The 15,221-nt window shown below is 54.4% G+C and carries 8 protein-coding genes; 4 read left to right on the top strand and 4 right to left on the bottom strand.

Going from position 1 to position 15,221, the window contains the following annotated elements; all coding sequences use genetic code 11:
- Positions 1-464: 464 nt before the first annotated feature.
- The gene (locus SH573x_RS15965; protein WP_479356634.1) at positions 465-1,088 is read right to left on the bottom strand and encodes an RNA polymerase sigma factor; all 624 of its coding nucleotides are present in this window, start codon (positions 1,086-1,088) and stop codon (positions 465-467) included.
- A gap of 166 nt (positions 1,089-1,254) precedes the next feature.
- Between SH573x_RS15965 and SH573x_RS15960 the strand changes: the two genes are divergently transcribed.
- On the top strand, positions 1,255-5,598 hold the full coding sequence (locus SH573x_RS15960; RefSeq protein ID WP_479356632.1) for a protein kinase domain-containing protein: 4,344 nt from the start codon (positions 1,255-1,257) through the stop codon (positions 5,596-5,598).
- Between the two features lie 836 nt (positions 5,599-6,434).
- Here the strand turns inward: SH573x_RS15960 and SH573x_RS15955 are convergent.
- The 3 genes from SH573x_RS15955 to SH573x_RS15945 form a co-directional block, all read right to left on the bottom strand.
- The gene (locus SH573x_RS15955; RefSeq protein ID WP_479356630.1) at positions 6,435-6,833 is read right to left on the bottom strand and encodes a DUF6768 family protein; all 399 of its coding nucleotides are present in this window, start codon (positions 6,831-6,833) and stop codon (positions 6,435-6,437) included.
- On the bottom strand, positions 6,769-7,389 hold the full coding sequence (locus SH573x_RS15950) for an RNA polymerase sigma factor (RefSeq protein WP_479356628.1): 621 nt from the start codon (positions 7,387-7,389) through the stop codon (positions 6,769-6,771). Before SH573x_RS15950 ends, SH573x_RS15955 begins: the two co-directional genes overlap by 65 nt.
- 169 nt (positions 7,390-7,558) lie before the next feature.
- Positions 7,559-9,088, bottom strand: coding sequence for an OprO/OprP family phosphate-selective porin (locus tag SH573x_RS15945; protein ID WP_479356627.1), 1,530 nt, complete (start codon positions 9,086-9,088; stop codon positions 7,559-7,561).
- Positions 9,089-9,501: 413 nt separating this feature from the next.
- Between SH573x_RS15945 and SH573x_RS15940 the strand changes: the two genes are divergently transcribed.
- From SH573x_RS15940 to SH573x_RS15930, 3 genes are all read left to right on the top strand, one after another.
- The gene (locus tag SH573x_RS15940) at positions 9,502-11,097 is read left to right on the top strand and encodes an efflux RND transporter periplasmic adaptor subunit (protein WP_479356625.1); all 1,596 of its coding nucleotides are present in this window, start codon (positions 9,502-9,504) and stop codon (positions 11,095-11,097) included.
- Positions 11,094-14,408, top strand: a complete 3,315-nt coding sequence (locus SH573x_RS15935; RefSeq protein WP_479356623.1) for an efflux RND transporter permease subunit — start codon at positions 11,094-11,096, stop codon at positions 14,406-14,408. The genes SH573x_RS15940 and SH573x_RS15935 overlap by 4 nt, the downstream gene beginning before the upstream one ends.
- Before the next feature lie 143 nt (positions 14,409-14,551).
- Positions 14,552-15,052, top strand: a complete 501-nt coding sequence (locus SH573x_RS15930) for a DUF1648 domain-containing protein (protein WP_479356621.1) — start codon at positions 14,552-14,554, stop codon at positions 15,050-15,052.
- Positions 15,053-15,221 lie beyond the last annotated feature (169 nt).

Here is a 15,221-nt window from a genome sequence, read left to right as displayed (position 1 = left end):
CCGAAGTCGCCAGACTTTGGACGCGTCACCGATGCGTTAAAGGTACTGGGTGGCACTGGCTATGCGCAGCATTGCCAGTGCATGGAACGAAGTGGGGCGGTTGGCGAGCCTGCTCGGCAGCCAATGTAAGCGAAGTTGTGCTCGCACCTCTGAGGGGACGCTACTGTGACCGGTTTGCCATTGGGGAATGAACCACCGTTGGTTGCTCACAAACTTCGATTTCCTTAGTTGATACAACCGCAGACTGAATATCAAGTGCTTCGTTTTGAGCACTGGCAATGCTGCGCATAGCCCGTGCCACCCAAGGGCACGGCATGATCTCGCCAGAGGTTGGAAATCGATCGGTGACGCATCCAAAGTCTGGCGACTTCGGCTACAGGTCACCTATATGCAGGCCAAAAGCCTGCGCCACGCCTGGACTCCTACTCCTCCTCCTCGAAACGGTTGCGAGTACGAGTAGGTGTCTACAACCAATCCGATACTACCCCGGCGGCTTGGAGGCGTTGTTTGAGGCGCATCCAGCGAACACGGATGGCCACGGGATGGATGTTCAGTTCGGTGGCAACTTCGCCAGTAGTAAAACCTTCCATACGACGCTGGACCATAACGCGCTCGATCTCCGATAGCCCTTCGCACAGCGACTGGATCGACTCGACCAGTGCGGCTCGTTCCATGGGTGTTGTTCCGCCGGAAGATAGCGTATGCAGCGTAGCTTCTAGCGTATCGTGGGTCGTTGCGTGGCTATCGAGCATGACTTGTCGACGATGCGTGCGCCACTTGCGTGCCACTTTGCGGCGTACAATAGTGCACGCTAACGCGATCAGCTTTTCGGGGCTGGATATGTCGAAGCGTTTGTCGCGCAGTCCCATCAGCAGGCTTTTGTGGACCGACTGCATCAAGTCCATCGAGTCCAAGTGGGGTCGAAGTGCCGAACCCAGCAGCACGCGGGCTACGATGCGAACCTGACGTTCGTATTGTTCGCAGATGTTGGTTTGGGCATCCAAATCGCCCGAGGTGGCGCGGGCCATGAGATGTGCAAATTGCTCATCGCTGGTTTCAACGGTTTCACTGGAGGAGGGGCGATCCATGAAAGCTATACCGATTGTCGACGGGATTCATCATTAAAGACTAGGGTTGGCCGCGAACTGGCAAAAGTTTGTAGGTTGAATTCAGTCGACCTGATCCAAGATTTTGACTACCATGCGCGTGTGTGTCTAGGGTCGATCTTCGCACAACGTTTCCGCTGTATTCTACATGCCTGCGCCCACTTTCCAAAATCCCAATGATCCCAATCGGGCTGATTTACCAGCAGCTTGTGAAGAACTTCAGCGTTTGATCAAGCAAGGGCAGACGCTGGCGGTCGAGACGGTTCTGCAACTTTACCCCAAGTTGGCCAGCGATCGCGATGCGCAGTTGGAGCTAATTTACCTCGAATTCGTGCTGCGTTACGAGGCGTCACAGCCAGTCGATGGCGATTCGCTGTGCCAGCGATTTCCGGAGCTGGCAGAAGACATTCGTATGTTGATGGAGGTCGACGCAGCTGTCCACTGGTCGCGGGGAAGTGCCAGGAACGAGATCACAGTTGTAAATGCCTCGGCCGATACCCCGCGGTGGCAGTCCGTACAGGATGGGGATCTCTCTAGCCGCGCTACGCAGCCCAATCGGGAGATACGCAGGCCCGCCCTGTTGCCTGTGGATGAGGGATTTGATGATTTTCAGATCCTGGAGAAGATTGGCCAAGGCGGCATGGGCTTGGTTTATCGCGCTCTGCAACGCTCGCTAAATCGATTGGTCGCCATCAAGACCATCAATATCGCATCCAGCTTTCATCCGTCGCTGAGAGCACGCTTTCAAGCCGAGGCCGCCCTGTCGGCTCAACTGCAGCATCCGAACATCGTACAAATCTACAGCATCGGTGAGAACGATGGCGTGCCGTACTTTTCGATGGAGCTGGTGCCGGGTCCCAACCTGGCTGAGGCGATCGCTGAGCGGCCGTTGGAGCCACATGTGGCCGCCAGGTTGGTGTCGACCTTAGCGCGGGCAATACACTACGCGCATACGCAAGGCATAATTCATCGCGACTTGAAGCCCACCAATATTCTCTTGGCACCGAGCAACCATCCCGAGCCTGCGGGCGATTTGTGTTCTCAGTATGAGCCCAAGATCGCAGACTTTGGATTGGCGAGGTTCTCGCAAGCGACAACACAGCAGACGCAATCGGGTGCCATGTTAGGTACTCCCAGCTACATGGCTCCGGAACAAATCACCGATCAAGAACGGGTCGGGCCGGTCAGCGATGTTTACTCGCTGGGCGCGATTCTTTATACGCTGCTCATCGGCAGGCCTCCGTTTCACGCGGCCAGTGCTCTGGAAACGCTGCGTCAGGTTCGCCAAGAGGACCCAACCCCACTGCGGCGACTCGATAGCCGCCTGCCGAGAGACTTAGAAACCATTTGCCTGAAGTGTTTGCGCAAAGAAGCGCACGCGCGCTATGAGACTGCCGAACATTTGTCAGCTGATCTCCAGTGTTACTTGCTGAACAAACCAATCGCGGCTCGACCGACGGGCGCGATGGAACGCACATGGAAATGGACTCGCAGGCATCCCAGCCTGGCGACGTTGATTCTAGCCTTGTTGTGTTCGTCGATCAGCATGACGGGGCTGTGGTGGCGAGCCAGCGCTAGTCAGCTGGCTGAATCTCGACAGCGTGCACGAGCTGAGCGTTTGAGCGCGGATCGAGAGCTGCAACACGCCCAACGCGAGTACGAAGCCTTTAACGTCGATGGCTGCAAGCAGTTGCTGGACGCCTGCGATCCGGCCTTTCGTCACTGGGAATGGCACTATCTGAACGGACTATGTGATCAGGCTCTCTGGCAGTCACCGCGCTACGCGCAAGCGGCTCAAACGACCGACCTCTCCCGCGACGGTCGTTTCGTAGCCACCGGATATGGACGTTGGGGTTTTGATGCGCCACAGGAAATTCATGTGTGGGATCTCCAGGATCAGACTCTCAAGTACACGCTGCGAGGTCATCCCAATTGTGGCGTGCATGACGTCAGTTTCAGCCCCGATGGCCGGCTGCTACTATCGGCGGCCATGGCTTGGAACAGTCAGGAAGATGCAGAATATGGAGGCGTAATCCTGTGGGACTTGGAGACCGGCAAACCTCGATATCGCTTCGCCAAAGTGAATGCCTTGATCGCCAGGTTTCATCAAGATGGTCAATCGTTTTTCATCGGTTCCAGTCAAGGTTCCGTGTCAGAGCACTCGGTGGCTGACGGCAAGTTACTCAGAACGTATCGAGGCCGCGATCGAAGTCAGTTAAGTCAAATGATTCTGGATTTGAACTTTGACTTTACTGCGGGGCGGATGGCCGCAACCTCACGTGGCGGGGATTTGGCCATTTGGAATTTAGGTGAGCCCGAACCGACCTACTTCAAGAGTGAATTGGGCGATCTTCGTCAAGTGAAGTTACTGCCCGATGGCCAACACGTAATGGTGGGCAGCTACCTGGGAAACCGCGAATGGTTTCAACTCGGAAGTGGTCAATTGCAATCGCTGCACCGCGATTCCGTGGGTGCGGTTCCTTATACCGTGTACTCACCTGATGGACTACTGCAAGTATCAACCATCTTTGGGAAGGGAGTGGAAATTCGCGATGCCACCTCCGGCAGGTTAATACGTCAACTGCGATGTCATCTGGGGCATGTGCGCGATATGGCCTTTGATGGCTCGGGTACTCGTCTGCTGACCTGCGGACATGATGGTCGAGCCATGCTGTGGGATATTACGGAAAGCGATCACTATCCGACGAGAATCGCGCTTCCAGGTCGAGTGGGGGCTATGGTCTGGAGTCCCACAAAAGATGAATTCTCCTTGATCGTCCAAGAGAACCCCGCACGTGGTTCGCGAAGTTTAGGCGATCCGCGCATTGAGATTCGGCAGCCCGCGTCCCTGAAATCGATTCGCACGATCAAGCTACCCAGTGTGGCCACCTGCCTGGATTACACAGCTGACGGGAAATCGCTGCTCGTGGGCTTATCGGACAACGCTGCTCAAGTGTGGCGGAAAGACGGCAAGAAACCAGCTTGCACTTTCAACCAGCATGGCGCCCAGATATTGGACATAACCGCGGCCGCCAACTCGACCAACGCCATCTCGATTGATGCCGCCGGTAATATCTGCCAGTGGGATACCGATGACGGAAAGCTCATCCGACAAACTTCGTTGACTCGCAACTTGTCGATGGCGGACTTCCATCCGCACCAGCCGCTAGTTGCGACCAGTGGTGGAGATCAGCAATTGCGGCTGTGGAATTACCAGACTAGTCAAGCCGTAGTCAGCTTGACGCCTATGACGAACATACGCCATGTGCGTTTCAGCCATGATGGAGAACTTTTGGGCGTAGCCTTTGATGATGAACTGGACGGTCAATACAAGCCCACAATTCATCTATTTCAGACAGCTGACCTGATCAAGGGGCAGGCGGTTCAGCCGGTCTCGCGGATGACAGGGCACTTGGCCAGCATCAGTGGATTCTCGTTCAGTCCCGACAATCAACGCGTCGTATCGATTAGTGATGATGAAACTGTTCGACTGTTTGATGTCGCGTTAGGTTGTGAAGTTCATTTGCTCAATACCGAAAAGGGCAACGATGGCGTGGTCCTCTTTGGTCGCGATGGCAAACACATTTTGCGCTCGCGCAGCAATGAGCTTGCCAGTTGGGGCAACGATCGAGTGAGCGCCAAACTGGGGCAAAAGACGCCGGAAGAACGGGCTACCGAGCTAAAGAAGTGGCACCAGACGCAAGTTGCCGTGGCCGTACGGCAGCAGCAGTGGCGGGCGGCGCGTTTCCACGCCACGGCTTTGTCAGAACTCGGCGAGCGCGCGTACCTTTATCGACGCGGCCTGTACAACCTCAACGACAATCGCTGGCCAGAAGCCGAGGCAGACATCCAAAGCTACCTGGCAGAATCGGACGGCATCTCGGAACGCTGTACGCTAACGCGCGTTAAGTTGAAGCTCCAGAAGATTGACGAGTATGTGCAGCAGTGCAAGTTGTTATGCGCGAAGTTGGATGAGGCTTCGACGACCGATGACCATATCAACTCCATTGCATGGACAGTGTGTCTAAGTACGCACTTCGATGCGCCCTGGGAACGCTTGACCGAACGGCTGAGCCAGGCGATTGAGCGACAAAAGAAACCCATGTACCGCAACACGTTAGCCCTGGTGCACTATCGAGCAGGCAAATATGACGAGGCGATTCAGGCAGCCAGCGAGTCATTGAAACAAGACCGGGCAGCCAGTGCACCGTTTGATTGGCTGCTGCTGGAGTTGAGTCGCGCTCGACTGCGCCAGCGCGATGCAGCGTCGGCGCTAACTCAAGCGGCCATGCAAGAATTCAAAGATGTAACCCGTGTCATCCAAGGCAAGAAACCAACCGTCACAGATGCCGCCCAGGCCACTGCCTGGCTGCAGCGCGAAGAGCGCAAGTCAGCCGAGAAGAAAGTTCTAAATGCCAACTACGCCCAAACCAGGTATCTCGAGATTCCGCTGTTTATGGACGAATTGAAACAGTGTATGGCTTCAGAGTAGAGCGGCTGTCCCCAGCCGCTCAGCACCCGGCAAGTCGTTCACCTGTAACGCTAGTCTATTGGTCGGACGAAACGTAGAGCGACTGTCCCCAGCCGCTCAGCACCCGGCAAGTCGTTCACCTGTAACGCTAGTCTATTGGTCGGACGAAACGTAGAGCGACTGTCCCCAGCCGCTCAGCACCCGTCAAGTCGTTCACCTGTAACGCTAGTCTATTGGTCGGAAGAAACGTAGAGCGGCTGTCCTCAGCCGCTCAGCACCCGGCAAGTCGTTCACCTGTAACGCTAGTCTATTGGTCGGAAGAAACATTGGTTAGAGGGTTCTGAGCAGCTGAGGACAGCTGCTCTACGAAGTCGTTCACCTGTAACGCTAGTCTATTGGTCGGAAGAAACATTGGTTAGAGGGTTCTGAGCAGCTGAGGACAGCTGCTCTACGAAGTCGTTCACCTGTAATGCTAGTCTATTGGTCGGAAGAAACATTGGTTAGAGGGTTCTGAGCAGCTGAGGACAGCTGCTCTACGAAGTCGTTCATCTGTAATGCTAGTCTATTGGTCGGAAGAAACATTGGTTAGAGGGTTCTGAGCAGCTGAGGACAGCTGCTCTACGAAGTCGTTCATCTGTAACGCTAGTCTATTGGTCGGAAGAAATATTGGTCAGAGGGTTCTGAGCAGCTGAGGACAGCTGCTCTACAAAGTCGTTCACATGTAATGCTAGTCTAATGGTCGGAAGAAACATTGGTTAGAGGGTTCTGAGCAGCTGAGGACAGCTGCTCTACAATGTCGTTTGCCTGTAACGTTAGTCTATTGGTTGGTTTTGGACGAAGCCGGAAACACAGTCAACTTACACTCGACTTTCCGTCAATTGCGCACGCAGTGTAGCCACTTGTAATTCCAATCGCTTGATTTCGCGGATGGTGGTGTACTTCTCCATCTCCAGCCACGCCCAGATCTTCATGATGGACACGGCCAGTACTCCAACCACGAAGGCGACCGACCAGGCGATCAATTCTTTGGTATCGACCGACCAATAGAATTGGTACGCGGCGAAACCACAGAACCCGACGCACGCCAGGCTGCATATGACCATAATCGAGTTGAACACTCGATTTCGACCACGAAAGATCTGCATCGCTTGCGCGAACAATGATTGTTCGTGGAAGTTTAAAACGTCAAGTTCAGGTGCTTCGATCTTCAGAGCCGCCTGGATTTTCGCGTCGATCTCGTGTTGATCTGTCATCATTCATCTCTTTCATGCTGGAAAGTTTTTGTTTGAGCTTTTGTCGAACGTGATAAAGCTTTGATTTTGTGGCCATCTCGGATGTACCTGTGATGGATGATATCTCGCGGATCGAAAGGTTGTGTTCGTAATACAGGCTCAAGGCAATCTGGTCTGCTTGTGGTAACGTGACAATCAAGTTACGTAGCGTTTCTAATTCTTCGTGCTGTTCAGGATCGTCAGTAGTGTCAACAGCTACTATGGTTTGCCGGAAGCACTCAAGTTCACGGCGATCTCGGACGATCGTTCGCAAGCGATCCATTGACTTGTTGTGGACGATTCGGAATGCCCATGCGCGGAAGGTTGCAGGATCCTCCAGTCGTCCGATGCCGCGTATGACGCTCAGCCAGGCATCCTGGACAACGTCCGCCGCAGCGTGCCAATCCAAAACGAACCGAAATGCAAAGGCCACCAGTTCTTTTTGAAGAATCGCCGCTAGGCTGCCTATGGCATGCGGATCGCCGGCTTGTGCTTGAATCACAAGTAATTCAACCAAGACTTGTCGCTGATTTCTGCCCATTTCAGTCCCATGCAATTTGCGTTCTATACAAGTAGGTCGCTGAAGACCCAACTTGGTTGCATGCAAACGGACGAATTTCAGAAAATTCTGGCCGATACTTTTCGCCCAAGCCTTAGGCACGCTACCGGATTCTCGTCGAATCGTTTGTCGAACTCTTCGAAGCCTGGAGTTAGAAATGAACGTCTAGGCGAGTGTGAAAGATATTGGCATCAGAACGTCCATCAACTGGGTCATGCAGGTCGACGTATTCGTAGTTGAACATCGTTCGCACATATGGATTCAAATACCAGTTGACACCGAAGGTGGTAGCATCCAAGTAACCAGCGTCCAGGGCTGGGTCACTCAGGTCTAGATAGTTCCAGCGCAGGGCCAATTCCAGCGCTCCGTATTGACACTTCTTGAAGGAGAACGGACGGTTCACTTCGGCGCGATCAAACGTGCCAATTTTTCGATTCCAACGACGACTCTCACCGGTCACAAACCAACTGGCCTGTGCATAGGTGCCATGATAGTAGACATCTTGCGACAAGCGGTTTACCGAAGAACCAATGTACTCGCCTTGCAGGTTGATCGAGCCGATATTCATTGAAGTTTCGACACCGTAGAGTCGCACGCTTGACGCATCACCTATGTTGCCAGAATCGATAAAGGCGGGCACAGAGCCCACACCATCTTCGTTTAAGTTGTCGTTGGGTCTGCCGGTATAGCGCACTATGGAGGTCTCTGCACTGCCGGGGCCGGCAGCAAATCGATTGTCAGGGTCTCGGTAGCTGAACGAACTGCCCAATTCCCAGAAGTAGCGACCATTGGTGCTCTCATCGAAGTACGGGAGCCAAGTGGAGCGCGTGGTTACGGCTCGTTCCCCCGAGTCACCGATGTCATCAGCGAAGTTATCGCTGCCTTCACGAAAAGCACCGATGGCCCAGGTGAAGGTTTCGCTCTCATTGTGATTGCCAGACATGATGCCCCAGTTACGACTGGGATCAAATGTATTGTTCATTGCTCTTTCAAGAAAGGTGTACCAGTTCGAGCTGGTTTGAGCTTCTAGCGAAAACGGTTCACGGAAGTGCCCGACTTGCACGAAGCCGATTAGCGGTATTTCGGTTAGCTTGCCGTAGGCATCAAAGATGCTAGGCCGCCCGCCGCCAGAGGCCATTTCGTAGTCCAGGCGGTATTCGGTGATCTCAAATGCTTTGGCATCAAAGCCCAACCTGGCTCGACGCATGAAAGTACCATCTTGGATGTCGCCTACACTTTGCCGATTCTTATCAGACTGGTCGAACCAGTTGGCGTCCGTGTGCAGTCGCACTCTTGGCTTGACCGACGGCTTGCTGGCGTCTTCTTTTTTCTTCTTCGACTCAGCATCGCGCATCTTCTTAAGTTCGTCTTCTAAGTCCTTCAAGCGGTCCTCGGTCTTTGACTGGAACTCGGAGGCCTTATCGCTCTTGTCCTCAAGCACCAGAGTGCTGCTAGAGGTCAACATTCCCGAAATCGGTTCAGCAGAAAGCTGTGCTATTCCCTGATCGGGACCCGCGAGGTTGTTCCTAAGCTCGCTGCCGTCAACACGATTTGTGGCAGGATAATCTGCAGGGGCAAACTGGGAGGGGCCGTGCGGTACTACGGATTGGGCTGAAGTGGTTTGCTGGTGAACAGTGCTGGCCAATAGCCCGACAGAAATCAAAATAGCCGAGTATTTCATGCGACCAATTCCCTGGTGTGCGATCCGCGCCATTCCCTTAGCGGGTTCCTGTCTATCGGCTGCAGTCGAACGCGGGAAAGACTGAATCCTCTTGGCTCACAGTGGCTTATATGACGCACATAAGGCTTTTGTGGCTTGCGCAAACCTTGACGCACCGAAGATTGGTAGGCCAAGGGAGAAACCTAGCGGCGCTCATAGCGGGTCGCATGCGGTTGCCAATACGCCAATTGGCAGGTGACCATTCGGTCGCAGGGGTGAATTATCTAGGGTTTTTCGAACTTGCCGCCCATCAGAAGGCTAACCGGTCTGCACACCATCGGCCGCTGGCGATTAAGATGGGGTAAATTCGTAGCTATGGAGATTTTCGTGCGCCATACGCGGCTACGGGGGCCATTGGGGAAAAGTAAGTGTTCATGCAAAAGCTGTTTTTTGGGCTGATCGTTCCAGTGGGTTTGTTGGCAACTGGAATTTGGTCGTTTGTGGCTCTGGGAAAAGCGGAACCAAAAAAGGTCGCTGCACCCGGCTCGGACGAAGCGTCGCGACTGGCTCTCTTGCCAGAAGCCAATGTGGCGACGGTGAAACTGCTGGGCGACTATTCCAGTACGCTCGACATCACAGTCTCCGGCACTGTGGTGCCCTTTCGACAAATCAACATCGCTTCTGAAGTGGATGGCAAGGTCCTGTTCAAAGCCGCGGAAGCCCGCGCGGGCAACTTCGTTCGCAAAGGCCAGGCGCTGTATCGCATCGATCCACGTGACTACGAACTGACTGTCGAACGTCTGGAACGCATGCTTGATCAAGAACGGGCCACCATCAAGGAATTGGAGCAAGAAGTCGCTAACACGCGGCGCATGATCAAAGTCAACAAAGAAGAACTGGACTTGTACGACGCAAATCTAGCTCGATTGCAATCGCTCCGCGATGGAGTGGCCAGTCGCGCTGAAGTTGATGATGTCAAACGTGCTCGACTTGTAGCTGTCAATGCCGAGACCACGCTCTCTAACCAACTGCAAATGTTCGATACGCGCCGCACGCGCATGGACCTGGCTACCAAACTAGCCAGCAACCAACTCGAGCAAGCGCGTTTGAACTTGTCTCGTTGCGAGATCACCGCACCCGTCGACGGAATTCTCGCAAGTGAAAATGCCCAAGCCGATTCGTATATTCGCAAGGGCGATACATTGGCCGTGCTGGAAGACTTGGGCTCAGTCGAAGTCCAGTGTAACTTGCGGGTCGATCAATTGATGTGGGTACTCGATCAACAACCCAATCCAAGTACCGGTCAAGTTGCGCCACCCGATGTAGGTCTGGCCTATGCGCTGCCACGCACTCCGGTCACCATCGAATACAAAGTCAGCGGCCGCGAAGATCTCGTCTATCGCTGGCAGGGGCACTTGGATCGCTATGATGGCAGCGGCATGGACCCGCAAAGTCGAACAGTGCCGTGTCGCGTGGTCGTGGACAAACCCACCGAATACACCGTCAACGGTCAGCCGATCGATCTGTCGCGTGGCAGCGGATTGCCCGCGCTGGTTCGCGGAATGTTTGTCGATGTAGTTATCGCCGCCAAACCTTCGAGAGTGCTCTTGCTAGTGCCCAAGCTGGCCGTCAAACCAGGCAATATCATCTGGAAGTTCGATCCTGATTCAGCGGCCCTGCCGCCGATTCAGCCGAACAGCGATAAAGTTGCGGCTAGTGATGCGCCGGTCGAGAGCAGTGGACCCAGCGGTGCTGGACCGCTGGCCAAGGCTCCGCTAAAGCCTGAAGAATGGGAAGTAGGTTATTTGAAGATCTTGTCAAAGATCAACGTGCTGCATCCTCTAACGGTCGACCAACCCATCACCGCCGACCCGTCGCAATCGAGCCCAGCGGCGCCCACCAGCTACTGGATTTGCGAAGTTAACAATGGAGCGTTGCAGGCGGGTGACAAAGTTATCGTGTCGCCGCTGTCAAGCATCGTAGGCAATGGTACGGACGGATTGCGAGTTCGCAAGGAGCAAACGCCATGAGAGGTTGGATCCAGTGGTGCGTACGCAATAGCCCCGGCATCAACGTTATCGTAGTGGCCGTCATGGTTACTGGCATCGCTTGTTTTGCGATGATGCGACGGGAAGTGTTTCCTGAATTCGAACTGGAATATGTGCTAATCAACATTCCGTATCCCGGTGCCTCACCGGCGGATGCTGAAAAAGGCGTCTGTCAACCGGTTGAAGAAGCGGTACGCTCGTTGGCCGGCATCAAACGCCTGCGCAGTATTGCTCGCGAAGGTGGTGGCTACGTCATTGTTGAACTAGATGCCGATGTCCCGGACGCTCAAAAAGTTGTCAACGAATGCCGTTCGCGCGTGGAACGCATCACCAACTTTCCGGAGCTGGCCGAAAGTGCGCAAGTCGAGCAGCTGACGTTTCGTCAGCCCGCGATCCGACTGGCTGTGATTGGGCCCGAGGCAACCGATGACCCGGACGCTGAAATGCGCTTGCGCGATGTGGCCGAGAAGGTGCGCGATTCTTTGCTCGAACTTCCCGAAGTCACCCAAGCCAACATTCTGGGCGCAAAGCCCTACCAGATCGATGTCGAGCTGTCCGAAGATACGCTACGCAAATACGGATTGACGCTGTCGCAAGTGGCCCAACTGCTGCGCCGAGAGAATATCGAATTGCCTGGCGGACAACTGAAAGCCGACGGTCAAGAGATCCTGCTGCGCGGCAAGAATCGCCGTGAGATTGGCGAGGACATCAAGCAATTGCCTCTGATCAAGCAACCCAATGGGGTCGTATTGTCAGTTGGCGAAATTGCCAGTGTGCGCGATGAGTTTGATGATCAGACAACCGTCAACGAAGTCAACGGTCGACCGTCGATGGTCATTAGCGTCGATCGCACCAGCGAAGAGGATCTGCTAAGCATCGCCGATGCAGTCAACAAGTTTGCGGATCCGAAGAATCCTGATGGCATGAAAATGCCCGCCGGTTATGTGCTGCGCACCTGGTTTGATACCAGTACCGATGTCCGCGATCGCATGCGACTGTTGCGAGATAACGGCATTCAAGGATTGTTGCTGGTGTTTTTGTTGTTATCGATGTTTCTCGATTTCCGCCTGGCATTCTGGGTGGCACTGGGGATCCCGATTAGCGTGCTGGGTGCGGGGATCATTCTGCTGCTGACGGGACAAACACTAAACATGCTGAGCATGTTTGCGTTTCTGATGGCTCTCGGAATCGTGGTCGATGATGCGATCGTCATTGGCGAAAACATTTATGCGCATCGACATATGGGCAAGACCCCCTTCAGGGCAGCCGTCGATGGCGCGGTCGAAGTATTGCCCTCGGTATTCTCGTCGGTGGCCACCACCGTGATCGCCTTTTTGCCGATGTTGTTTGTCACTGGGGTAATGGGCAAATTCATTTCCGTCATGCCGGCGGCCATTATTGCCATGTTGTGCATTTCACTGGTTGAGGCTTCGTTTGCTCTTCCAAGTCACCTCGCGCATTTGAAGCCCGACCGCCCAGATCAGGCCGGCTGGTTACACTCCTTGCGCAGGTTTAGCCAGCTGCCCGGTCGAGCACTGGACTGGGTCGGTGACAACATTTACCAACCAGCGTTTAACTTCCTGCTCTCCTATCCCATGATTGCAATCTGTGGTGCCCTCATGGTACTGCTCGTTACCGCCGGCGCGGTGCGCAGCGGTATAGTGCCCTTCGATCCCTTCCCGAAAAATGATGGCAATCAGATTCTGGCTCAGATCATCTATCCCGATGGTACGCCGGCGAACATGACGGACGCCAGCACAAAACGCTTAGAAGAAGCGATACGCAAAGTAAGTGAGGATATCTACCAGCGCGATCTGGAAAAACTGGGTGCCGAGGCTGTGGCAGCGACTGCCGCTGACCCGCTCGAACCCAAAGGACCAGCTCGGCTGACGTTTCGTCAAGTCGGACAGGCATCCGGTCAAGGCGCGCTGGGCTCGGCCCAGTCATCCAGCGGCAGCCATGTGGGCCAAGTCTTTGTCGAACTCCATGACGCCAGCAAGCGCAATGTGACCAGTACGCAGTTGATCAATCTGTGGCGCCAAGCCGCCGGAGATTTTCCCGGCGCCGAACGCGTGACATTTGATGCGGCTTCGGCCGGACCAGGTGGCAATCCAATCGAATTCAAGCTCTTGGCCAACACCGAGCATCAAGATCAACTGGATGCAGCGGTTGAGACAGCTAAAACCACCTTGGCGACGTTCAGTGGCGTCTATGATATTCGCGATGACATATCCGATGGCAAGCTGGAATTTCAAATCAAGATCAAAGACAGGGCGATCGCGACTGGTGTCACCACTGCAGACCTGGCAGAGACCATTCGCAATAGCTACTATGGCGCCGAAGTCATGCGACTACAACGTGGCCGGCACGAAGTCAAATTGATGGTCCGTTACCCGAAAGACGAACGTCGATCATTGGCCGACTTCAAAGAGATTCGTGTGCGCGGTGACGATGGTATCGAACGACCAATCACCGAACTAGCCGATATCGTCGTGGCTCGTGGATTCTCCGAAATCAATCGGCTCGACCAACAACGATCGATTACTGTGTTGGCTAATTTGGATGCAGCCGAGGCGAATACGACCGATGTGATTAACGGCCTTAAAGCTTCGTTCTTGGACAAACTGGCTAGCGACTATCCCGCGGTGTCGGTCAGTTGGGAAGGCCAACAACAGCAAACGCGCGAATCCATGTCCAGTCTGTTTGTTGGTTCGGCCCTGGCGCTGCTGGCCATGTATGTGTTACTGGTGCTCGAGTTTCGATCGTACCTTCAACCGCTCTTGATTCTGGCGATCATTCCCTTCGGCGTGATCGGAGCGGTCTGGGGACACAGCTTGATGGGCTTGCCTATGACGCTGTTTAGCTTCTTTGGATTGGTGGCTCTTACGGGCGTGGTGGTCAATGACTCCATTGTCTTAATGGACTTTATCAATTCCAGCGTCCGCAGCGGTGTCCCGCTGGAGCAAGCCTTGCGTCAAGCCGGTCGCAGACGTTTGCGCCCCGTTTTCTTGACGAGTGTCACCACGATCGGCGGACTAGCGCCGATGCTGATGGAGCGTTCGTTCCAGGCCCAGTTCTTAGTACCGATGGCCACCAGTCTCGCGTTTGGACTAAGCATGTCGACGGTCGTGGTTCTGTTCCAGATACCGATCTTCTACAAGCTGTACGCCAAGTTCATAAGCGTCTTCGGATTTGAGCTGATCGAAAGCGAGTACGAAGAGCAGCCACAGACGTCCCCAATTCAAGGTGAACTGACACCAGCCGGTTTAGCTCTCGAAAAGAACGAAGTCTAAAACTTCCGTAGCGGAAGCCGTCAAGGCTTTCGAATTCCGACGTAGCGGAAGCCGTCAAGGCTTTCGAACGTGCCGCCAAGATTAACCTCACTGCCTCGTGATACTGCAATAGCGGGCGATCGCCAGAAAGGATTTCGAGGACCATGTATCAACTAGCTCTACTAGTTTTGTTGTCAGTTTGGGCGGTGATTCAGAACTTGATCTACTTGAGCTATCTGCCTGAGCGCGTGGCGACACACTTTGGAGGCGACGGCCAGCCGAATGATTGGATGAGCCGCGGCAGTGCGGTTGGTATGATGATCTTCATCCAGATTCTGCTGCCGTGGTTCCTGGTGGGCATCGCCTATGCGCTGCGTGCGATACCTGCGTCGCTGGTCAACATTCCGCATCGCGAGTATTGGCTACACGCCGACCGGCGCGAACCGACGCTGGCCTACATACGCTCGATGATCACCTCGATCGCGTTGTTCGAGTCGGTGCTGATGTCTGTTCTCAATCACTTGACATTTACAGCCAATCGAACGGGTGAGCCCCTAAACAACACCATATTCTTCACCGTATTGGGACTATTTTCAGCCGCCACGCTCTGGGTGGTCATCAGCATGTTGCGCCGGTTTCATGTCCCCAAAGGCGCGGCTGCGTAAAAACTAAGCCGTAGACGTTAGCCTCGGCCTTGGAGTGCGGTGCCATCTGGCACCGCTTTGAAATAAATAGAGTCCTATGCCACAGCCTGAGTCGCTCTGCCAGTCCGAAGTCACCTAGTTCGTGCAGGCTGCGGTAGCGTTGGGTTATTACATCAAAGCTACGGCTACG

The organism is Rania fehmarnensis, assembly GCF_056494185.1.
This window is presented reverse-complemented; position numbering and strand designations above follow the sequence as displayed.

Bases quoted from the DNA above. Each gene is read 5' to 3' on its own strand.
- SH573x_RS15965 (WP_479356634.1), bottom strand. From the start codon at position 1,088: ATGGATCGCCCCTCCTCCAGTGAAACCGTTGAAACCAGCGATGAGCAA.
- SH573x_RS15960 (WP_479356632.1), top strand. From the start codon at position 1,255: ATGCCTGCGCCCACTTTCCAAAATCCCAATGATCCCAATCGGGCTGAT.
- SH573x_RS15955 (WP_479356630.1), bottom strand. From the start codon at position 6,833: ATGATGACAGATCAACACGAGATCGACGCGAAAATCCAGGCGGCTCTG.
- SH573x_RS15950 (WP_479356628.1), bottom strand. From the start codon at position 7,389: ATGGGCAGAAATCAGCGACAAGTCTTGGTTGAATTACTTGTGATTCAA.
- SH573x_RS15945 (WP_479356627.1), bottom strand. From the start codon at position 9,088: ATGAAATACTCGGCTATTTTGATTTCTGTCGGGCTATTGGCCAGCACT.
- SH573x_RS15940 (WP_479356625.1), top strand. From the start codon at position 9,502: ATGCAAAAGCTGTTTTTTGGGCTGATCGTTCCAGTGGGTTTGTTGGCA.
- SH573x_RS15935 (WP_479356623.1), top strand. From the start codon at position 11,094: ATGAGAGGTTGGATCCAGTGGTGCGTACGCAATAGCCCCGGCATCAAC.
- SH573x_RS15930 (WP_479356621.1), top strand. From the start codon at position 14,552: ATGTATCAACTAGCTCTACTAGTTTTGTTGTCAGTTTGGGCGGTGATT.